Source organism: Komagataeibacter intermedius TF2 (genome assembly GCF_000964425.1).
GTDB lineage: Bacteria > Pseudomonadota > Alphaproteobacteria > Acetobacterales > Acetobacteraceae > Komagataeibacter > Komagataeibacter intermedius.
Window position 1 is genome coordinate 1 of record NZ_BANF01000059.1, and the last position, 20,080, is coordinate 20,080.

The 20,080-nt window shown below is 65.7% G+C and carries 16 protein-coding genes; 12 read left to right on the forward strand and 4 right to left on the reverse strand.

Annotated features, from left to right (window positions below):
• Positions 1–44 precede the first annotated feature (44 nt).
• From minE to minC, 3 genes are all read right to left on the reverse strand, one after another.
• Positions 45–320, reverse strand: coding sequence for a cell division topological specificity factor MinE (gene minE, locus B7449_RS09735; RefSeq protein WP_039735489.1), 276 nt, complete (start codon positions 318–320; stop codon positions 45–47).
• Positions 320–1,132: a septum site-determining protein MinD gene (gene minD / locus B7449_RS09740; RefSeq protein ID WP_039735490.1), complete on the reverse strand. Its 813-nt coding sequence runs from the start codon at positions 1,130–1,132 to the stop codon at positions 320–322. The genes minE and minD overlap by 1 nt, the downstream gene beginning before the upstream one ends.
• A gap of 114 nt (positions 1,133–1,246) precedes the next feature.
• Entirely contained in the window at positions 1,247–1,981 is a 735-nt protein-coding gene (gene minC, locus B7449_RS09745) for a septum site-determining protein MinC (protein ID WP_039735491.1), read from the reverse strand.
• A gap of 167 nt (positions 1,982–2,148) precedes the next feature.
• On the opposite strand from minC, the gene fzlA reads away from it, so the two are divergent.
• The 7 genes from fzlA to B7449_RS09780 all read left to right on the forward strand — a co-directional run bounded on the left by fzlA (position 2,149) and on the right by B7449_RS09780 (position 11,193).
• Positions 2,149–2,817 carry an FtsZ-binding protein FzlA gene (gene fzlA / locus B7449_RS09750; RefSeq protein WP_039735492.1) on the forward strand — a complete coding sequence of 223 codons (669 nt, stop codon included), beginning with the start codon at positions 2,149–2,151 and terminating at the stop codon, positions 2,815–2,817.
• A 4-nt stretch (positions 2,818–2,821) separates the two neighbouring features.
• Positions 2,822–4,054 carry a BaiN/RdsA family NAD(P)/FAD-dependent oxidoreductase gene (locus B7449_RS09755; RefSeq protein WP_039735493.1) on the forward strand — a complete coding sequence of 411 codons (1,233 nt, stop codon included), beginning with the start codon at positions 2,822–2,824 and terminating at the stop codon, positions 4,052–4,054.
• A complete protein-coding gene (locus tag B7449_RS09760) occupies positions 4,054–5,430 on the forward strand; it encodes an MBOAT family O-acyltransferase (RefSeq protein WP_039735586.1) in 1,377 nt (458 codons plus the stop codon). The genes B7449_RS09755 and B7449_RS09760 overlap by 1 nt, the downstream gene beginning before the upstream one ends.
• A 123-nt stretch (positions 5,431–5,553) precedes the next feature.
• Entirely contained in the window at positions 5,554–6,939 is a 1,386-nt protein-coding gene (locus tag B7449_RS09765) for a replication-associated recombination protein A (protein WP_039735494.1), read from the forward strand.
• Positions 6,936–7,913 (forward strand): RluA family pseudouridine synthase, encoded by a 978-nt coding sequence (locus B7449_RS09770; RefSeq protein ID WP_039735495.1) that lies wholly within the window; start codon positions 6,936–6,938, stop codon positions 7,911–7,913. Before B7449_RS09765 ends, B7449_RS09770 begins: the two co-directional genes overlap by 4 nt.
• A 32-nt stretch (positions 7,914–7,945) precedes the next feature.
• Positions 7,946–10,423 carry an AsmA family protein gene (locus tag B7449_RS09775; RefSeq protein ID WP_039735496.1) on the forward strand — a complete coding sequence of 826 codons (2,478 nt, stop codon included), beginning with the start codon at positions 7,946–7,948 and terminating at the stop codon, positions 10,421–10,423.
• Positions 10,420–11,193, forward strand: a complete 774-nt coding sequence (locus B7449_RS09780) for an ATP12 family chaperone protein (RefSeq protein ID WP_039735497.1) — start codon at positions 10,420–10,422, stop codon at positions 11,191–11,193. The genes B7449_RS09775 and B7449_RS09780 overlap by 4 nt, the downstream gene beginning before the upstream one ends.
• A gap of 144 nt (positions 11,194–11,337) precedes the next feature.
• Here B7449_RS09780 and ispF read toward each other — a convergent pair whose 3' ends face one another.
• Positions 11,338–12,507 (reverse strand): 2-C-methyl-D-erythritol 2,4-cyclodiphosphate synthase, encoded by a 1,170-nt coding sequence (gene ispF / locus B7449_RS09785; protein ID WP_039735588.1) that lies wholly within the window; start codon positions 12,505–12,507, stop codon positions 11,338–11,340.
• A gap of 237 nt (positions 12,508–12,744) precedes the next feature.
• Between ispF and dusB the strand changes: the two genes are divergently transcribed.
• From dusB to ntrX, 5 genes are read left to right on the forward strand one after another with little or no spacing between them, the layout of a single operon-like run.
• Entirely contained in the window at positions 12,745–13,806 is a 1,062-nt protein-coding gene (dusB, locus tag B7449_RS09790; RefSeq protein ID WP_039735498.1) for a tRNA dihydrouridine synthase DusB, read from the forward strand.
• 2 nt (positions 13,807–13,808) lie between these two features.
• Positions 13,809–14,948, forward strand: coding sequence for a two-component system sensor histidine kinase NtrB (locus B7449_RS09795; RefSeq protein WP_039735499.1), 1,140 nt, complete (start codon positions 13,809–13,811; stop codon positions 14,946–14,948).
• 34 nt (positions 14,949–14,982) lie between these two features.
• Positions 14,983–16,431 (forward strand): nitrogen regulation protein NR(I), encoded by a 1,449-nt coding sequence (gene ntrC / locus B7449_RS09800; RefSeq protein ID WP_039735500.1) that lies wholly within the window; start codon positions 14,983–14,985, stop codon positions 16,429–16,431.
• A complete protein-coding gene (locus B7449_RS09805; protein ID WP_039735501.1) occupies positions 16,428–18,695 on the forward strand; it encodes a sensor histidine kinase NtrY-like in 2,268 nt (755 codons plus the stop codon). The genes ntrC and B7449_RS09805 overlap by 4 nt, the downstream gene beginning before the upstream one ends.
• Entirely contained in the window at positions 18,685–20,076 is a 1,392-nt protein-coding gene (gene ntrX, locus B7449_RS09810; RefSeq protein ID WP_039735502.1) for a nitrogen assimilation response regulator NtrX, read from the forward strand. The genes B7449_RS09805 and ntrX overlap by 11 nt, the downstream gene beginning before the upstream one ends.
• Positions 20,077–20,080 lie beyond the last annotated feature (4 nt).

Consider the following 20,080-nt stretch of genomic DNA (forward strand, 5'->3'; position numbering starts at 1 on the left):
CCGCCTGTCCTGACGGGGGGGGGAGACCCGCAGCCGGGCCGCCGCTAGCGGTGGCCCGGTGACTTGATCTGCGGTACCTCGATGTCGATTTCCAGCATCGAGACGGAATTGCCCCGGTCCAGCTTTACCTGCACCTTGTCCTGCTCCACGGGGATATGCCGCTTGATGACCTCAAGGATTTCGGCATGCAGCTTGGACAGCAGGTCGGATTCGTTACCCTCCCCCGTGCGTTCATGCGCCAGAAGGATCTGGAGCCTGTCACGGGCGACAGGGGCGGACGTTTTCGTGCCGCGGCCAAAAAGGGAGCCAAACAAGCTCATCAGCTTTTCCCCTTGAACAGGCGGGCGAACAGGCCCTTGCGTTCGATCGGGACCGTGATCTCCAGCTTCTCGCCTTCCAGCCGGCGCGCGGCTTCGGCATAGGCGCGGGCCGGCGGGCTGTCAGGACTGCTTAACGTGACCGGCGCGCCCAGGTTCGAGGCGCGCAGCACTTCCTCGCTTTCGGGAATGATGCCCAGCAGCGGAATCGACAGGATTTCCAGAACATCCTCGATACGCAGCATTTCGCCGCGCGCCGCGCGCGCCGGGTCGTAGCGGGTCAGCAGCAGGTGCTTTTCGATCTTGCCGCCGCCCTTGGCCTTTTCGGTCGTGCTGTCCAGCATGCCGATGATCCGGTCGCTGTCGCGCACGGACGACACTTCGGGATTGGTGACCACGATGGCATGGTCGGCATGGTACATGGCCAGCTGCGCGCCGCGTTCGATCCCGGCGGGGCTGTCACAGATCACCCAGTCGAATTTTTCACGCAGTTCCTGCATGACGCGGGCGACGCCTTCGGCCGTCAGGGCGTCCTTGTCGCGGGTCTGGGACGCGGGCAGGATGGACAGCGTTTCGATGCGCTTGTCACGGATCAGCGCCTGCGACAGCTTGGCGTCGCCCTGGATCACGTTGATCAGGTCGAACACGACCCGCCGCTCGGCCCCCATCACCAGGTCGAGGTTGCGCAGGCCGACGTCAAAGTCAACGACGACCACATTCTGTCCGGTCTGTGCCAGTGCGGCGCCCAATGCGGCGGTCGACGTGGTCTTTCCGACGCCACCCTTGCCGGATGTGACAACCAGCACTTTTGCCATTGGGGTACTTCCTTGTCCGCTTTTAGGGGATGTTTTCTTGTTCATGACCTGATGGATACGGTTGGATGGGTTGGCACGCGTAAGGAGCGCGACGGGGGACTGGAGAAGGTCTGCCTAGCTTTTACGCCCAGGAAAGGCAGGCGGCACAAGCGGCTGGACCACAAGTGTGTCATTACTGAGGATGATTTGCGCGGGTTTTTCAACGTAGCGCGGATCAATTTCCTCAGCCGTAATGTAATAACCGTCAATGGCCAGCAGTTCCGCCTGCATGGAATGGGCGAATATGCGGGCGTCGGGCTGTCCGTTCATGCCCGCGATGGCGCGGCCACGCAGCGGGCCATACACATGGATCGACCCGCCCGCCGTCACTTCCGCCCCGGACCCGACCGAGCCCACGATGATGATGTCGCCATCGGGGTTCATGATGACCTGCCCCGAGCGGATGGGCTGTTCGATGATCATGGAGGAAGCGCGTGGCGGCTGCGGCTGCACGGGGGTGGCGTCATCGGGGATATCGACCGCGCCCGACGCCCGGCCGCCCATGAAGCCCGCGGGCCAGTCCCATGCCGCGCAGGCGGGCCATGAGGCGTCGCCGCCCTCTATGCCGATAATGCGGATGCCGCGCGCGCGCAGGGCCGGATACAGGTCGGCCAGCCCTTCGGTCGTGGCATCCAGCAGGGACAGGTCCAGAATCACCGGCTTGCCCGCGAAAAATGTGCTTGAACGTGCGATCTGCGCATCCAGCCCCGCCAGCCAGTCGGCCAGAACGGGTTCGGGGGACAGCACCAGGGCAAGGAACGACCGGCCGCGTGCGCGGATTTTCGGTGTGGGACGCAGTTCGTCTGGCAACGTTATCCTGTCCTGTGTGGTGAATGGGGCGTGTTGTTTCCAGCTACCCTGCCGTGCCGGAACTGTCGAGGGGAGGATGCCTTATTCATCCGTCATGCATCCATACTTTTTCATGCCTGCGTACTGAGGGCTTGGCGAAGGGCGGGACAATGCAATAAAGCGGGATCATGCGCATCCTGTACCATCTTCCCCTTTCGCCCTATTCCCGCAAGGTTCGCCTCGTGCTGGGGGAAAAGCGGCTGCCGTTCGAACTCAAGACCGAGCGTGTGTGGGAACGCCGCCCGGAATACCTTGACCGCAACCCTGCCGGCACGGTGCCCATGCTACAGGAAAGCAACGGGCTGTGCATTCCCGATTCGTGGGTCATCTGCGAATATCTGGAGGAAGCCTATCCCGACACGCCCCTGCTTGGCCGCACGCTGGCCGAACGGGTGGAGGTGCGCAGGCTGGTGGTCTGGTTCGATGAGAAATTCGGCAACGAGGTATCGCGCAACCTGCTTAATGAAAAGGTGATGAAGCGCATTTCGGGGAAGGGCAACCCCGATGGCGCGGCCCTGCGCGCGGGATATGCGCATATCCGCACCCACCTGTCCTATATCGACTGGCTGGCGGAAACGCGGCAGTGGCTGGCGGGGAACATGCTGTCCATGGCGGATTTCGCGGCCGCCGCCCACCTGTCCTGCCTTGATTTCCTTGACGACGTGGACTGGTCGCGCGCGCCTGCGGCCAAGGACTGGTACGCCCGCGTCAAGAGCCGCCCGTGCTTCCGCGCGCTGCTGCAGGACCGCATGACCGGTTTCAACCCGCCCGCCCATTACGCGGATCTGGATTTCTAGGGACATGACCGCACGGACTGCCGGTTTCACCACCATCGTGCTGGGCGCGGGGGCGGCGGGCCTTATGGCGGCGGCAACGGCGGGGCAGGCGGGCGCACGCGTGCTGGTGCTGGATCATGCCCCCCATGCGGGCCGCAAGATCCTGATTTCAGGCGGCGGGCGGTGCAATTTCACCAATATGGACACGGGGGCGGGGCAGTTCCTGTCCGCCAACCCGCATTTCGCCAAATCGGCGCTGGCGCGGTACACGCCCGCCGATTTCCTGGCACTTGTGCAGCGGCACCGCATCCCGTGGCATGAAAAGGCGGCAGGCCAGCTGTTCTGTGATCGTTCGGCGCGGGACATCGTGGACATGCTGCGGCGTGAATGCGCGGCGGGACAGGTGGACGTGCGCGTGTCGCACCGGATCATCGACGTGACGCGCGACGGAGCGGGGCAGTACCGGGTGGAGACGGACCACGGCATCTTCCATGCCCCCAACCTGATCGTCGCGACCGGCGGGCTGTCCATTCCCAAGCTGGGGGCGACGGGACTGGCGCACGACATCGCGCGCCGGTTCGGGCTGCGTATCGTCGCACCGGCACCCGCGCTGGTGCCGCTGACATTCGGCGCGCAGGACCGTGAATGGATGGAACCGCTGGCCGGGCTGTCGGTCACTGTGGGCATCACCTGCCATGAAGGGGAGGGGCGGCTGGCGCGGCAGGCCACCTTCCGTGATGGCATGGTCTTTACCCATCGTGGCCTGTCCGGCCCCGCCATCCTGCAGGCTTCATCATACTGGCAGCCGGGACAGGCGCTGGACATCGACCTGCTGCCCGGCATCGACGCTGGCCGCCGCCTGCAGGAAATCAAGCGTGACCGCCCGCGCGCGGGCGGGGTGGCCATGCTGTCCATGCTGCTGCCGCAGCGGCTGGCCCAGCTCATGGCGCAGGCGCACCTGCCTGACGGGCAGCTTGCGGGGATGCCCGATGCGGTGCTGGCCAATGTCGGGCGTATCCTGTCGGGCTGGCGGCTCAACCCGCATGGCACCGAAGGCTACGTGAAGGCAGAGGTCACGCGCGGCGGGGTGGATACGGACTGCCTGTCGTCGCGTGACATGCAGGCGCGTGACGTGCCCGGCCTGTTCATGGTGGGGGAAGCGGTGGACGTGACCGGCTGGCTGGGTGGTTACAATTTCCAGTGGGCATGGGCCAGCGGGCATGCAGCGGGGCAGGCGGCGGCGGAACGCGGCGGCTGATGCTGTTTGCGTCACAGTCGTTTCTGCTTGTTTTCCTGCCGCTGGTTCTGGCGCTGTATTACGGCGTGGGCGACAGCCGCGCCGCGCGGCAGGGTGTGATCATCGCAGCCTCGGTGCTGTTTTACGGCTTGTGGGACTGGCGGTTCGTGCCGTTCCTTCTGGCGATGGTCGGGTTCAGTCAGGCGGTCGCCATCATGTGGGGGCGGACACGCCGGCGCATCTGGCTGCGCGTGGGGATCGTGGGCAACCTTGTCGTGCTGTTCGGCTTCAAATACGCCGACTGGCTGGTGGGCAGCGTCCTGCGCTGGTCGGGGCGGGAACATGCGGCGTGGTCCATCGTGCTGCCGCTGGGGCTGTCGTTTTTCGTGTTCCAGAAAATCTCCTACCTTGTCGATCTGGGACGGGGGCAGGCACGGGTGTACCGGCTGGCGGATTTCATGGAATTCGTCACGTTTTTCCCGCAACTCGTGGCCGGTCCCATCGTGCGGCATAACGAACTGATCCCGCAGTTCGACCGCAGTCCGCGCAATGCCGCGATGTGGGAAAACCTTGGTCGTGGCGGGCTGCTGCTGCTGGTGGGGCTGGGCAAGAAAGTGGGGCTGGCCGATACGCTGGGCGGTCTGTGCGCCCCGGTGTTTGACGCGGCCCATGCGGGCCATGTGCCGGGCATGGGGGCGGCATGGCTGGCAGCAGTGGCTTACACCCTGCAGATCTATTTCGATTTTTCAGGTTATTCCGACATGGCCATCGGCATGGCGCTGATGATGGGGATTCGCCTGCCCTTCAATTTCAACGCGCCCTACATGGCAGTGTCGGTGCGCGATTTCTGGCGGCGGTGGCATATGACGCTGTCGCGTTTCCTGCGCGATTACATCTATATCCCGCTGGGCGGGAACCGCTGCGCGCCGGTGCGGCAGGCGGCCAATGTCATGGTGACCATGGAACTGGCGGGCGTGTGGCATGGGGCGGGATGGAATTTTGCCTTGTGGGGCCTGCTGCATGGCGCGGCGCTGGCGGTAGCCCATGCGTGGGACCGAGCGGGCCGGGCCATGCCGCGCCCATGCGCGTATGTGCTGACCATGGGGTTCGTGCTGGTGACATGGGTGGTGTTCCGCGCGGCCGACCTGGCCACGGCGGGGCGGATGCTGGGGGCCATGGCGGGGCTGCATGGCATGGGCGCGACGGCCATCCATCATCCGGTCGTGCTGGGGCTGGCGGTGATTGCGGCGGTGTATGGTCCTGCATCGCAGCAGGTGGTACTGGACCGCCTGCGACCTGCGCCATGGATGGCGGTGGCGGCCGGTATCGCCTTCGTGCTGCTGGTGTTCCTGATTGGCGGGCGGCCGCCGGAACCTTTCATCTATTTCCAGTTCTGACATCGCGTGTCTTTGCGGTGCGGGGCATGTATTGTGCCGCCGGTACTGGTATTGAAGCGCAACACTTCCCAAATCCAGCAATGGTCCGTCACATGGGACCGCTATGATGACAGGCAGGGGCATATGGCAGGCAGGCGTGACAGTATGGAGAATGGTCCGGCGGACCTGTTTGGCGCGCCCCCGCCGCAGGACAGGCGGGACCCGGTCCCGTTTCCCGCCCATGAACCGAAAGTCGCCGCGCGCACCCAGCCACTGGCTGACCGCCTGCGTCCCGCAACCCTGGATGACGTGGTGGGACAGGATCACCTGCTGGGGCCGCAGGGCAGCCTGCGGCAGATGCTGGCGCGTGGCTCGCTGGCCAGCCTGATCCTGTGGGGTGGGCCGGGTGTTGGCAAGACCACCATCGCCCGCCTGCTGGCCGATGCGGCGGGCCTGCGCTTCGTGCAGCTTTCGGCGGTGTTTTCCGGCGTGGCCGATCTCAAGCGTGCGTTCGAGGATGCGCGGCGCACCAGTGCGAATGGCGGCGGCACGTTACTGTTCGTGGATGAAATCCATCGGTTCAACCGCGCGCAGCAGGACGGTTTCCTGCCGGTGGTGGAAGATGGCACCGTGGTTCTGGTGGGGGCCACGACGGAAAACCCGTCCTTTGCGCTGAACAGCGCGCTGCTGTCACGTTGCCAGGTGCTGGTGCTGCACCGGCTGGATGATGCGGCGATGGAAAAACTGCTGGAACGCGCCGAAGCCACGACCGGCACGGCCCTGCCGCTGACACCCGAGGCCCGCGCCACGCTGCGCGCCATGGCTGATGGGGACGGGCGCTACCTGCTGAACATGGTCGAGCAGCTTCTGGCCCTGCCACCGCAGAAGGCGCCGCTGGATCCTGCCGCCCTGTCCAGCCTGCTGGCGCGGCGCGCGGCGCTGTATGACAAGGACCGCGAGGAACATTACAACCTGATTTCCGCGCTGCATAAATCCATGCGCGGCTCGGACCCGGATGCGGCGCTGTACTGGTTTGCCCGTATGCTGGAAGGGGGCGAGGACCCGCGTTACATCGCCCGCCGCCTGACCCGCTTCGCCGCCGAGGACGTGGGCATGGCCGACCCGCAGGCCCTGCCCCTGGCGGTGGCGGCGTGGGAGACGTTCGAGCGGCTCGGCTCGCCAGAGGGGGAGCTGGCGCTGGCGCAGCTTGTGGTGCATCTGGCCACCGCCCCCAAGTCCAACGCGGTGTACAAGGGCTACAACATGGCCCGCAGGGCGGCGCGCGCCACCGGCAGCCTGATGCCGCCGGCCCATATCCTCAACGCGCCCACCACGCTGATGAAGGATATCGGCTACGGCAAGGGGTACGAATACGACCACGATGCGGAGGGGGGAATTTCGGGACAGAACTACTTCCCCGACGGCATGCGCCGCCCGAAACTGTACCAGCCCACCGGGCGCGGATATGAACGTGAAGTGGCGCGACGGCTGGACAGTTGGAACAGAGTGCGCGAAAGCCGTGGGTCATGAGTGTCGTTACCCTTACCGTCAGCGATGACGAAGCCGATATCCGCCTCGACCGCTGGTTCCGCAGGCATTACCCCCACCTGACGCAGGGGGCGTTGCAGAAGCTGTGCCGCACGGGACAGGTGCGCGTGGATGGCAAACGCGCCACCGCCGCCACCCGCCTTGCGCCGGGGCAGGCCGTGCGCGTGCCGCCCATACCCAATGCAAACCGCCCGCCGCCACTGGCCGTCAGGCCGCTGGATGAGCGGCAGGTGCGTGAAATCAACAGGATGGTCGTCTATCGTGATGACCACGTGATCGTGCTGAACAAACCCGCGGGCATCGCCGTTCAGGGCGGGCCGGGCATCACGCACCATATCGACGTGCTGCTCGATGGGCTTCGGGAAAAACCCGATGACCCGCGCCCGCGCCTGGTCCACCGTATCGACCGTGACACGTCCGGCCTGCTGCTGGTTGCGCGCACGCCCGGTGTTGCGGCCAAGCTGGCGGCGGCGTTCCGTGGGCGGGATGTGCACAAGGTTTACTGGGCCGTGGTCGTGGGGCGTCCCAGCCCGGCCACCGGCATCATCGACCAGCCCCTGACCAGGCTGGGGGCCGGCGCGGGCGCGATCAGCGTCGTGGCCGAACGCGGGGACGCGGATGCGGTGCATGCCCTGTCGGAATATGAAGTGCTGGATGCCGCGGGGCGCAAGCTGTCGTGGCTGGCGCTGTCGCCGCTGACGGGGCGCACCCATCAGCTGCGCGTGCATTGCGAGGCATTGGGCAACCCCATACTGGGCGACCCGAAATATGGCGGTGACATAGCTCATGTCACGGGGTTTACGGATAAGCTACACCTGCATGCCCGCAGGCTGGAACTGCCGCACCCGGCGGGGGGCACGCTGGTGGTCGAGGCGGACCTGCCCCCCCATATGCGTGAGACGTTCCGGCAGATCGGTTTTGTCGCACCCGCCACGGCGCAGCCCCGCCGCAGCTAACGCGGCCAGAATGGTACAGGACAGGAATTGACATGGCACACAACGGAAATGGACGGCGCATCCTTCTTGGCTCCGTCGCGGCGCTGGTGGTGATCGCGGGCGGGGCGGGGCTTGCGGTCAAGTCCATGCTGGACCCGGATGCGCTGCGCACGAAAGCCATTGCCGCGATCGAGAAGCAGACCGGTCGCAAGGTGCGCATGGGTGCGCTGGAACTGCACGTCCTGCCGGGCCTGTCCCTGTCTGTCCGTGATGTCGGGCTGTCGGACATGGCCGGTGGCGCCTATACCGACATGGTGACGGCGGACAGCCTGCAGGCCAGCATGGGGCTTATGGCGCTGCTGCACCATGAAATCCGGCTTGAGGACCTGAAGCTGGTCCACCCTGTCGTCCATCTGGAACGCACGGACAGGGGCAAGGCCAACTGGCGCCTGTCGCCCACCAGCGCGCAGGCCACGGCCACGCCGGAAGGTGGCGCCACGCAGGCCGCGTCCGACTGGAAGGTGCAGATCGGCAGCATCCGCATAAGCAATGCCGACCTTGACTGGGACGACCGGATGTCGGGCAGCCGGGGCAAGGTGGTGCTGGACCATATCAACCTGTCGGATGTTGATGGCGCGAAGCCCGAAATTGACGTGGCGGGCCATAATGACAGCGGCAGCTTCACGCTGGCGGGCCATACCGGGGCGATCAACCTGACATCCACCGCGCGCGCCAGCTGGCCGGTTGCGCTGCAGGCGGCGTTCAGGTCTGGCGGGCAGCAGGTGGGGCAGCTGGCGGTGGACGGCACCGTGGCTGATCCCGACCACATGAAGGGCTACAACATCAGGCTGGATGGCAATATCGCCAGCCTGAAGGCAATCGAGGCCTTCGTGCCGGGGATGAGCCTGCCGGACGTGCGCCGCCTGTCGCTGAAGGCCAATGTGGTGGACGGCAGCGCTGCGGACAAGGCAGGCAGCACGCCGCTGCTCAATTCCCTGCATCTGGATACGGGGGCGGTTGACGCAGGGCAGTACCTGTCCGGCCTGACGTTGCAGGGCCTGTCGGTTGACGCGCCGGGACCAAAGGATGCCGTGACCATCCGCAGTCAGGGTACGTGGCAGGGGCAGGGGCTGAAGCTGTCCGGCACGCTGGGATCGCTGCAGCAGGTGGAACAGGCGGCGCTGTCGCATCTGGCCGATCCGCTGCCGCTGTCGCTGGACCTGTCGGGCGATCCGGGCAGCCTGCGTGTCGCGGGCACGCTGGGCGGGTCGCGCGCGGTGGTGAATGTCAATGCATCGGCTGGCAAGCTGCCGCTGCCCAATGGCGCGGTGATAGATCACCTGGAAGCTTCGACCCATCTGGTCAGCGAGGATAACGGCGCGCATTTCCAGCTTTCGGATATTGCGCTCAAGAGCACGCAGGTCTCCCTCAAGGGGGCGCTGGACCTGTCGGTCCATGGTGGGCACGCGGGTGTGCCGCTGGTCAGTGGCGCGCTTGATGCAAGCTGGGTGAATGCGGATGCCCTGATGGGCAACGCCACCGCCGGCAAGGCCGATGCCAGCAGCACCACGCCCGCAAATGGCAAGGACAGTGATGAAACGCTGCCGTTCGACCGGCTGCGCAAGCTGGATGCGGACCTGCGTCTGACCGTGGCGCAGCTGGAATTCGAAGGCGATGAATATCACAACGCCCTGACCCATATCAGCCTGCGCAACGGGCTGCTGAAGGTTGACCCGCTACAGGCCGAAGGCACGGGCCGCCGCCTGTCGGGACAGTTTGAGGTCGATGCATCGGGCAGCGTGCCCACCGTATCAGGTAAGATCGGCACGCTGGTGCTGCCTGCCACATGGCTGGAAAGCAAGGCGGGCCTGTCGAACATGGTGCAGGGGGCGCTGCAGGTCGTGGGCGAAGTGCGCTCGCAGGGGAATACCGCGACCGAACTGCGCACCGGCATGACCGGGCACCTTGGCGTGTCCATGGTCAACGGGACGGTCAGTGGCAGCGCGCTGGGTGAACTGCTGGGGGATGCGGCACGCGGGGCGCTGGGCTCCGGCCCGATCGCGCTGCGCTGCTTTGGCCTGCACATGAGCATGGCCGACAGGCAGGCGAATGTTGACACCATTGGCGTGCAGACCAATGCGCTGACCGTGACCGGCAAGGGCACGGTGGGCATGGCGTCGCAGGCGCTGGACCTGCATCTGGTGCCGCAGGTCATGATCAGCGGAACGGGGGCCAGCGTGCCGCTGCGCGTGGGTGGCACGCTGTCCGCCCCACGCCCGAAGATGGATGGTGGCGCGGATGGCCGCTATGCCATCGGCCTGCTGCTGGGTGGATCGAAGAGCAACGCGGTGGCCGATCCGTGCCCCGCGACCCTGAAGGCCGCGCGTGAGGGACAGGCCGGTCCCGAACCCACGACGGCGGCGCCCAAGGCGCAGTCCTCTGGCGCTGCGGACCTGCTGGGCAATTCCAGGTCCTCGCCGGATGTGAAGAAGGCGGCTGGCCTGCTGAAGGGGCTGGGTATCCTGAAATGACGCAGGGCAACGCGATGAAGGAGGGGGTACGTCCCCCCACACCCCAGACACCGGGCAGGCGCAAGCGGTTCTGGACACTGGCTGCCGCCCGCCCGGCGGAAGGGGGATTCAGCGTCGAGCTTGACGGGCGGGGCATCCGTCTGCCCGGTGGCACGCCGCTCTGTGTCACGTCGCGCGCGCTGGCCGGTGCGATTGCCGATGAATGGGCGCATGCCGGTGGGGAAAAGGGGGGCGATTTCACGCCTGACGACCTGCCGATGACGCGCATAACCGGCACCATGATCGAACGTGTCGCCCCCGATCCGTCGGCGCAGGTTACGGCCCTGCTGCAGTATGTGGATGGGGAGCTGTTGTGCTATCGCGCGGATCATCCCGCCCTGCTGTGCACGCGTCAGAAGGCGGAGTGGGATCCGCAGCTTGCATGGCTGCAGGCGCGTTATGGCATCGACATGGCGGTGACGCAGGGCATCATGCCCCTGTCGCAATCACAGGCGGTGCAGGTTGCGTGGCGCGGCATACTGGAAAAAATGGATAACCCCACGCTGGCGGCACTGGGTGTGATGGTGCCTGCCATGAAAAGCATCGTGCTGGGGCTTGCGGTCGTGACGGGCGCGCTATCGGCGGCGAAGGCGGCTGAAATCGCATCCGTGGATGAACGTACCCAGATGGATATATGGGGTAAGGATGACAAGCAGGCTGAAAGCCTGCGTCTGCTGGCGCTGGAGGTCGCGGACGCAGCGCGTTTCCTGCGCCTGTGCCATATGAGCTGAGCGGATAAAAGTTTTGGGTGCTGCCTTATGTTTCAAAAGGCGGCGTTCCCTGAAGCTTTTTGAAAAAAGCTTGACCAAAAACGCCTTTCGGAATGCAAAACGGCCCGGTGTGACACCGGGCCGTTTTTTGTGTCTTTCAGGCGATCAGGGCACCAGCACCGTGGCGCTGGCCAGGCAGGCAATGCCTTCCTCACGCCCGGTAAAGCCAAGGCGTTCGGACGTGGTGGCCTTGACCGAGATGCGGTCGACATCGACCTTCAGCAGGTCGGCCAGACGGGCACGCATCGCTTCCGAATGGGGGCCGATCTTGGGACGTTCACAGATCAGCGTCACGTCGGCATTGACCAGCATGCCGCCACGCAGGCGGATGCGTTCGCCCGCATGCACCAGGAATCGCGCGCTGTCTGCGTCCTTCCATTCATTCTGGCTGGGTGGGAAATGGCGGCCGATATCGCCTTCGGCCAGTGCGCCGTAAATGGCGTCGCACAGGGCATGGATACCCACATCCGCATCCGAATGGCCCGCAAGGCCACGCGTATGGGGCACATTGATGCCGCACATGATCAGGGGCCGGTTTTCGGCAAAGGCGTGTACGTCGTAGCCCATCCCGGTGCGCGGCAGCAGGGTCGGGCCGATCAGGCGTTCCAGGCGCACCAGATCCTCCTTGTAGGTCAGTTTGATGTTGTCTTCCGAACCGGGAACGATGGCCACGTGATGTCCCGCCTGTTCCAGCAGGGCAGCGTCATCGGTGGCGTCCGCCGCATCGGCCGCGCGGTGCAGGTCGCGCAGCAGCGCGAAGCGGAACCCCTGTGGCGTCTGGGCGCGGAACAGGTCGGTGCGGGGCACGGTATCGGTAATGATGCCGTCCTTCGCACGCTTGATGGTATCGGCTACCGGCACGGCGGGAATGACGCCCGCATGCTGTTCCAGTGCTGCGATCACGCCCTGCGTCACGTTGGCGGGCACGTAGGGACGCGCGCCGTCATGGATCAGCACCAGGTCGGGCCGCTCGTTTTCGGGCAGGCGGTCAAGGGCGTCCAGCCCCGCGCTGACGCTGGCCTGTCGCGTGGCCCCGCCCGGCACGACCGGCAGGACCGTGCAGCTGGCAGGGGCGAACCCCTCCAGCGCACCGGCCAGCAGGGCGGGATCGCCCACGGGCTGGATCATGCCGACATGAGGGGCAAGGGCATCCGCCGCATGACGGATGACGGGCCGCCCGCCGAGCGTGACATACTGCTTGGCGAGGGGTGTCGCGGTCTGGGCGCTGTACCGGCTGCCCTGGCCCGCGGCGAGAAGGATGGCTGCAACACGCATGATGCGGAGCAATGCGGCCATGTGGCCCGCGCGTCAAGCACTGAGCGTCGGGAACTGGCCCGCGTGGGGTGGGGACGCGCGGTAAAATGTTTCCCGAATGCACCGAACCTGATTGCACGGGGCGACGGGAGAGGGTATTCTGCCTAAATCATAAGCATTATTGATGGATATTGTAGCCGGCATGCCTTTCTGCCGCCATCGGGCGCGGCTGGGGTTTTCGGCGGGGAAGCGTGGTTCATGTCGTCTCAGCTGCTGTCACCCATTGATCTGGGGGGTGGGGTCGTCCTTAAGGCACCCGTCATCCTGGCACCCATGGCCGGGGTGACCGACCTGCCGTTCCGCAGGCTGGCGCGCAGGCTGGGGGCGGGGCTGGTCGTGTCCGAAATGATCGCGTCATGGGCCATGATCAGGGAAAACGAAAATACCCTGCGCATGGCCGAAGTGGCAGATGATGGCCCCAATTCCGTGCAGCTTGCCGGCTGCGACCCCGACGCCATGGGACAGGCCGCGCGGATTGCGGTCGATCGTGGGGCGGATATCATCGACATCAATTTCGGCTGTCCGGTGAAAAAGGTGGCGGTGGGCCAGCTTGCCGGTTCGGCCCTCATGCGTGACGAGGCACAGGCCGGCCGCCTGCTGGAAGGCGTGGTGCGCGCGGTGAATGTGCCGGTCACGCTGAAAATGCGCATGGGCTGGGACCATAACAGCCTGAATGCCCCCCGCCTGGCCCGGATTGCACAGGAATCGGGCATACGCATGGTGACGGTCCATGGGCGCACCCGCCAGCAGTTCTATAACGGCACGGCGGACTGGTATTTCGTGCGCAACGTGGTGGATGCGGTGGACCTGCCGGTGATCGTCAATGGCGACATCCTGACGGTGGAAGACGCCCGGGTCGCGCTGGAACGCTCCGGCGCGCGGGGCGTCATGATCGGGCGCGGCTGTTATGGCCGTCCGTGGTTCCTTGCACAGGTGGCGCGCGCGCTCATGCATGGCGAACACGTGCCCGAGCCTGACCTTGTGGCGGAAAAGGCCATCGTGCTGGAACATTACGGCATGATGATCGACCATTTCGGCGCGCATCCCGGCCTACGCCTGGCGCGCAAGCATGTGTCGTGGTACTCGGCCGGCCTGCCGGAGTCCGCGGGCTTCCGCGCCGCCGTCAACCGTGTCGATACGGTGGATGCCGCGATTGGCATGATCAACGAATTCTATGACCGCCAGATCGCGGCGGGCAACGTACGCGGGCCGCGCCCGTCCACCGTGGGAGCGGAAAGGGCCGCGGCACAGGCGGCATGAAGATGGGCCCGCTTTCCCCCACGCCCCATGTGCCGTGCGCGCCCGATAACGTGACGGGCAACGGGCGTGTGATCCTCGACTCGCTGGCGCTGCCGGTCATGGTCGTGCGGGCGGATAACGCCATCGGGTATGTCAACAGCGCCGCGGAACCGTTTTTCGGCATGTCACGCGCGCATCTGGTACAGATGCGCCTGACGGATATCCTGCCCGGTGACAGCCCGCTTTTCCTGCTGATGGAACAGGTCCGCGCGCAGGACCATACGGTGGTCGAGCACGAGGTCACGCTGGACAGTCCCCGCCTGCGCCATGATGGCGTGACGGTGCAGGGCGCGCCGGTCATGGAAGAACCCGGTTCGGTCGTGCTGACATTCCATGATTTTTCCGCTGTCCGCGTGCTGGACCGGCAACTGACCTTCCGCTCCGCCGCCCGCAGTGTTGCGGGCATGGCGGCCATCCTTGCCCATGAGGTCAAGAACCCGCTTTCCGGTATCCGGGGCGCGGCACAGCTGCTGGAAACATCGGTCGGCGAAGCCGACCGGGAACTGGCGGTGCTGATCCAGGACGAGGTCAACCGCATCCGCGACCTCGTGGACCGGATGGACATGTTCAGCGACCGGCCCATTGAACGCAGGCCCGTCAACATCCACCGCGTGCTGGAACACGTGCGCAGGCTGGCGCAGCAGGGCTTTGCCGCCGATATCCGCTTTCACGAGGTGTATGACCCCTCGCTCCCGCCGGTATGGGGCAATCGCGACCAGCTGGTGCAGGTGCTGCTCAACCTTGTAAAGAACGCGGCCGAGGCCCTGCACACCAATCCCGATGATGCGGCGCCGCCCGAAATCACGCTGACCACCAGCTACCGTCCTGGCATATGGGTTTCCACCGGGGCGGGCAGCCAGCGCGTGCAGCTGCCGCTGCTGGTGTCGGTGCGCGATAACGGGCCGGGCATTCCCGAAAACATCCGGCCGCACCTGTTTGAACCCTTCCTGACAACCAAGACCACGGGCAGCGGGCTGGGGCTGGCGCTTGCCGGCAAGATCGTGGGGGACCATGGCGGCGTGATCGAGGTGGAAAGCCAGCCCGGTCGCACCGAGGTCCTGCTGCACCTGCCTGTCGTGACCGAGAGCCGGGACACGCCCTGACGTTCCCCCACTGGACCTGAGAGATTTATAGCGTATGTCGCTGCCGACCATTCTTGTTGCCGATGATGACCGCTCCATCCGCACGGTGCTGAGCCAGGCGCTGGGGCGTGGGGGCTACCAGGTCCGCACCACCGGCCAGGCGTCCACCCTGTGGCAGTGGGTGGAGGAGGGCGAGGGCGACCTTGTCATCACTGATGTCGTCATGCCCGATGAAAACGGGCTGGACCTGATCCCGCGCATCCGCCGCATCCGCCCCGATCTGCGCGTGGTGGTCATGAGCGCCCAGTCCACGCTGATGACGGCGGTCAAGGCGACCCAGCGCGGCGCGTTCGAATACCTGCCCAAGCCGTTTGACCTCAAGGAAGTGCTGGCGGTGGTCGCCCGCGCGCTGGCGACCCCCGCCACCCCCGTGCAGCCGCTCACCCCCCCGCAGCCTGACGAACAGATGTCGCTGATCGGGCGTTCGGTGGTGATGCAGGACATCTACCGCATCATCGCCCGCCTGACGACATCGGACCTGACGGTGATGATCAATGGGGAAAGCGGCACCGGCAAGGAACTGGTGGCGCGCGCCCTGCATGAATACGGGCGCAGGCGGACGGGGCCGTTCGTGGCCATCAACATGGCCGCCATCCCGCGCAACCTGATCGAAAGCGAACTGTTCGGGCATGAACGCGGCGCCTTTACCGGGGCGACCAGCCGTGTCGCCGGGCGGTTTGAACAGGCGGCGGGGGGCACGCTGTTCCTTGATGAAATCGGTGACATGCCGCCGGAAGCCCAGACGCGCCTGCTGCGTGTGCTGCAGGATGGGGAATTCACCACCGTGGGCGGCACCGTGCCGATCCGCGCCAATGTGCGCATCATCGCCGCGACCCACCGCGACCTGCGGCAGGCGATCCGCGCGGGCACCTTCCGCGAGGATCTGTACTACCGCCTGAACGTGGTGCCCATGCGCCTGCCGCCCCTGCGTGAACGGGTGGAGGACATTCCCCTGCTGGCGCGGCATTTCCTGAACGAAAACGCCGAGGGCGCGGGCAGCGTGCGCGTGCTGGATGACGAGGCGATGGCCCAGCTTCAGGCCTATCGCTGGCCGGGCAACGTGCGCGAACTGGAAAACCTCATGCGGCGCATCACGGCGCTGCATCCGCAGGAAAGCATTGGCGCGGACATCATCGCCGCCGAACTGGCGGAAGCCAGCAGTGTCGCGGCGCAGGGCGAAGGCGGTGGCGGCGCGGCCGAGACGCTGGCCGAGGCGGTGGAGCGGCATCTGCGCCGCTTCCTGTCATCGGGGCAGGACGGCATGCCGCTGAGCGATATTTACGACAAGGTGATCGCCGAGGTCGAACGTCCGCTGATCACCATGACGCTGGCGGCCACGCGCGGCAACCAGATCCGGGCCGCGGCCATGCTGGGGCTGAACCGCAACACGCTGCGCAAGAAGATCAGGGACCTGGACATTCCTGTGGTGCGTGGCGGCACATGACCATGAACGCGACACAACGCTCCAGCGTGGCGTACCGGCTGGCCCGGCGGGTGCTGGACATGCTGGTGCGGCGCAATGTGGCGCTGGTTCTGGTGCTGCTGGCGCTGGTTCTGGGTGTCGCGACATTCGTGGTGCTGTCGGGCGGCAAGTCGCTGGCCCATCACCCGCAGCTTCAGGCGCTGGTCTTCATCCTGAACTTCCTCGTGCTGCTGCTGCTGGCGACCTCGCTTACGGAAAAGATCGGGCGGGTCCTGGCCGAACGGCGCAGCGGGCTGGCGGGCGCGCGGCTGCATGTGCGGCTGGTCACGCTGTTTGGCATTGTCGCGGTGGCGCCCACCATCGTGGTGGGCACGTTTGCCGCCGTCTTCTTCCACTACGGCATCCAGATATGGTTCAGCGACCGGGTGAACACCGCCCTGAACGAGGCGCTGGAGACATCGCGCGGCTACCTGCAGGAACATAACGCCAATATCCGCACGGAAGCGTTCTCGCTGGCCAATTACCTTGTCAGTGCACAGAATGGCCTGTCGGGGTCGGGGGGCGACCTGCTGCATGACCCGGATGCGCTGTCGCAGGTGCTGGATTCACAGGCCACGCTGCGCGGGCTGGATGTGGCGGTTGTGTATGATCCGTTCACCAATACCGTCGTCGCGTCGGGCGGCCTTATGGGGCGGGCGGCCAACCGCAAGGACCTGCCGCCGCCTGCCGCCACCCTCATGGCGCGCACGAATGAAATCGCGATCCTTGATTCCCCCGATGAAAAGACCGTCCGCGCGGTCGTGACACTGGGCGATACGCCGTCGCTCATGCTCATGATCGAGCGTCCGGTGGATCCCGACATCCTCGAACACATGCATCGCACCGAACAGGTGGTGGCCGATTACCAGCGCCTGAATGGCAACCGCGCCAAGATCCAGTTCACCTTCGTGCTGATCTTCGCCCTGGTGGCCGTGCTGGTGCTGGGGGCGGCGATCCTGATCGGGCTTATGCTGGCCAACCAGATCGTGCGTCCGCTGGGGCTGCTGATCCTTGCATCCGAACGGGTCAGCAAGGGCAACCTGGACAGCAACGTGCCCGAGGGCGAGCGCGATGACGAGGTTTCCAGCCTGTCGCGCGCCTTCAACCGCATGACCACCCAGCTTGCGACCCAGCGTGCGGAACTGGTCAACGCCACCAACCAGATCAACGAACGCCGCAGGTTTACCGAAGCCGTGCTGTCCGGCGTGTCCGCGGGCGTGATCGGGCTGGATTCGCAGGGCATGATCGAACTGCCCAACCGCGCCGCCAGCGTGCTGCTGCAGCGTGACATGTCGGCATGCGTGGGACAGTCGCTGACGGATGTGGTGCCGGAACTGGGCACCATGCTGGGGCGCATCGCGCAGGAAAAGGGACGCGAACTGACGGGGGAGGTGCAGGTGCTGGCCGGTGGGCGCGCCTGTACCCTGCTGGTGCGAATCGGTGCGGAAATGCAGAGTACCGTGACCGGCGATTTCGCGGATGGCTACGTCGTGACGTTTGATGACATAACAGCCCTGCAGGTCGCGCAGCGCAAGGCGGCCTGGGCCGATGTCGCCCGCCGCATCGCGCACGAGATCAAGAACCCGCTGACCCCCATCCAGCTTGCGGCCGAACGGCTCAAGCGGCGTTTCCTGCGGGAAATATCGTCCGACCCCGACACGTTCGCGCAGTGCGTGGACACCATCATCCGCCATGTGGGGGATATCGGGCGCATGGTGGACGAATTTTCCGCCTTTGCGCGCATGCCGCAGCCTGTCATGCGGATGGAGGACCTGTCGCGCATCGTGCGCGAGGCACTGATCCTGCAGCGCAACGCCCATCCGGAAATCCGATATGAGGTCAACCTGCCCGACCGGGGGCCGCTGGTGAAATGCGACCGCAGGCTGGTGGGGCAGGCGCTGACCAACCTGCTGCAGAACGCGGCGGATGCGATCGCCATGCGTCCGGCTCCGGACACGAGTGGCGGGGATGGCGTGATCGGCGTGATCCGTATTACATTGACCCGGCATGACCCGGATGTCGTCCTGAGCGTTGAGGATGACGGCATCGGGTTGCCGGTGGAGGATCGTGCCCGTTTGACCGAGCCATATGTGACCCACAAGCCCAAGGGAACCGGACTTGGCCTTGCGATCGTCAAGAAGATTCTTGAGGATCATGGCGGTAGCATCGGGCTTGCGGATCGCGCCGGGAGCAGGGGAGCTGTGTCGACATTGATTTTGCCGATAAAGGACGACCATGGGGCATGAAATCCTGATCGTCGATGACGAGCCGGATATACGGCTCCTTATCGAGGGTATTCTGGCTGATGAGGGATACGAGACGCGGCTGGCGGCGGATTCCGATTCCGCCATTGCGGCTTTCCGGGAACGTCGGCCTTCGCTGGTGGTGCTTGATGTATGGCTGCAGGGGTCACGGCTGGACGGGCTGGGAATCCTGAATGTCCTGCATAAGGAGGAGCCGTCCATCCCGGTCATCATGATATCGGGACACGGCACGATCGAGACCGCCGTTGCCGCGCTTCAGCACGGCGCGTACGACTTTATTGAAAAACCGTTCCAGGCGGACCGTCTGCTGGTTGTGGTGCGTCGTGCGCTGGAGGCGTCGCGTCTTGCGCGCGAAAACGCGGAACTGCGCCTGCGCGCTGGGTCCGGCACCGTGCTGGAAGGGCGGAGTGCTGCCATTACCGCCGTGCGCAACCAGATCGACCGCGTGGCGCCCACCGGGTCGCGCGTGCTGATTTCGGGTGCGGCAGGCACCGGAAAGGAGGTGGCCGCGCGGATGATCCACGCCAGTTCCCGCCGGGCGGAAGGGCCGTTCATCGCGCTGAACTGTGCGACCCTCGCCCCCGGCCGCTTCGAGGAGGAACTGTTCGGCATCGAAGGCGGCGAAGACGGCGCTGGACGCCGCACAGGCGTGCTGGAACGCGCCCATGGCGGCACGCTGGTGCTGGATGAAGTGTCGGACATGCCGCTGGAGACGCAGGGCAAGATCGTACGCGCGTTGCAGGACCAGACATTCGAACGTCTTGGCGGCGCGCGGCGGGTCAAGGTGGATGTGCGTGTGCTGGCCACCACCAACCGCGACCTGCAGGCCGAAATTGCGATGGGGCGTTTCCGCGAGGATCTGTACTACCGCCTTGCGGTCGTGCCGCTGCGCATTCCCAGCCTGCGTGAACGGCGCGAGGACATACCCGAACTGGCGCGCATGTTCCTTGACCGCGCGGCAGAAAACGCGGGACTGCCGCTGCGCGAACTGTCGGGGGACGCGATCGCCGCACTGCAGAGCTATGAATGGCCGGGCAACGTGCGTGAACTGCGCAACCTGATGGAGCGCCTGCTGATCATGATGCCAGGCAACAGTTCGGACCCGATCCGCGCCGACATGCTGCCGTCCTCCGTGGGCGAAGGCGCGCCCGCGCTGCTGAAGTTCGATTCTGACGAGGATGTGATGAGCCTGCCGTTAAGGGAGGCCCGCGACCTGTTCGAAACCCAGTACCTGCAGGCGCAGCTGCTGCGTTTCGGGGGGAACATCAGCCGTACCGCGGGGTTTGTGGGGATGGAGCGCAGCGCGCTGCACCGCAAGCTCAAGCAGTTGGGCGTGACATCCGAAGACCGCAATGCGGGATGAGCTT

Coding starts and splice junctions, on each gene's coding strand:
- minE (WP_039735489.1), bottom strand. CDS start 320: ATGAGCTTGTTTGGCTCCCTTTTTGGCCGCGGCACGAAAACGTCCGCC.
- minD (WP_039735490.1), bottom strand. CDS start 1,132: ATGGCAAAAGTGCTGGTTGTCACATCCGGCAAGGGTGGCGTCGGAAAG.
- fzlA (WP_039735492.1), top strand. CDS start 2,149: ATGCGCATCCTGTACCATCTTCCCCTTTCGCCCTATTCCCGCAAGGTT.
- B7449_RS09755 (WP_039735493.1), top strand. CDS start 2,822: ATGACCGCACGGACTGCCGGTTTCACCACCATCGTGCTGGGCGCGGGG.
- B7449_RS09760 (WP_039735586.1), top strand. CDS start 4,054: ATGCTGTTTGCGTCACAGTCGTTTCTGCTTGTTTTCCTGCCGCTGGTT.
- B7449_RS09765 (WP_039735494.1), top strand. CDS start 5,554: ATGGCAGGCAGGCGTGACAGTATGGAGAATGGTCCGGCGGACCTGTTT.
- B7449_RS09770 (WP_039735495.1), top strand. CDS start 6,936: ATGAGTGTCGTTACCCTTACCGTCAGCGATGACGAAGCCGATATCCGC.
- B7449_RS09775 (WP_039735496.1), top strand. CDS start 7,946: ATGGCACACAACGGAAATGGACGGCGCATCCTTCTTGGCTCCGTCGCG.
- B7449_RS09780 (WP_039735497.1), top strand. CDS start 10,420: ATGACGCAGGGCAACGCGATGAAGGAGGGGGTACGTCCCCCCACACCC.
- ispF (WP_039735588.1), bottom strand. CDS start 12,507: ATGCGTGTTGCAGCCATCCTTCTCGCCGCGGGCCAGGGCAGCCGGTAC.
- dusB (WP_039735498.1), top strand. CDS start 12,745: ATGTCGTCTCAGCTGCTGTCACCCATTGATCTGGGGGGTGGGGTCGTC.
- B7449_RS09795 (WP_039735499.1), top strand. CDS start 13,809: ATGGGCCCGCTTTCCCCCACGCCCCATGTGCCGTGCGCGCCCGATAAC.
- ntrC (WP_039735500.1), top strand. CDS start 14,983: ATGTCGCTGCCGACCATTCTTGTTGCCGATGATGACCGCTCCATCCGC.
- B7449_RS09805 (WP_039735501.1), top strand. CDS start 16,428: ATGACCATGAACGCGACACAACGCTCCAGCGTGGCGTACCGGCTGGCC.
- ntrX (WP_039735502.1), top strand. CDS start 18,685: ATGGGGCATGAAATCCTGATCGTCGATGACGAGCCGGATATACGGCTC.